The sequence below is a fragment of the Vibrio sp. 10N.261.52.A1 genome (genome assembly GCF_002876325.1).
GTDB lineage: Bacteria > Pseudomonadota > Gammaproteobacteria > Enterobacterales > Vibrionaceae > Vibrio > Vibrio chagasii.
Map to the genome: position 1 here is coordinate 1 of NZ_MCYD01000346.1, position 532 is coordinate 532.

1 protein-coding gene is annotated in these 532 nt (G+C 43.6%); it reads right to left on the reverse strand.

The annotated features are described in order from the left end of the window. Positions 1-170: 170 nt before the first annotated feature. On the reverse strand, positions 171-532 hold a 362-nt coding region (locus BCT81_RS04215), incomplete at its 5' end, for a MaoC family dehydratase (protein WP_102423326.1).

Sequence of the window (532 nt, forward strand, 5' to 3'; positions counted from 1 at the left end):
CATTATAACAAGTGGGATTTTTATATTCTGGACAATGGCGTTTTAGCACCAAACACTAAAACGCACATTAGGATTGAATTATTTATTGAAGAAGCCTGATAGCACATCCGCTGCTCGCGTTATTGCCTTCAGTTTGTAGTAAATATTGGCTGTCGTTTATGACTTTGTGGTTAAACAGAGTACATCACTGTCGCTTCACCATCGACGGCGACTTCACCATTCGAGCTCAATACTTGAGTAGATATCACAGCGATAGGTTTGTCTTCACGCACGCTGATCACTTCCACCTTGGCTGTGACAGTTTCGCCAACAAAAATAGGACGAAGAAACTTCAAGGATTGCCCCAAGTAAATGCTGCCTGCGCCCGGCACTTTAGAAGCCAACAAGCCAGAGATAAGGCTCGATGCCAACATACCGTGCACGATTGGACGCTCAAATTGCGTGGTTTTAGCGAAATCTTCATCTAAATGGATTGGGTTGTAGTCTTCCGAAATGCTCGCAAACCCTTCTACAGTTTGCTTATCTAACATCT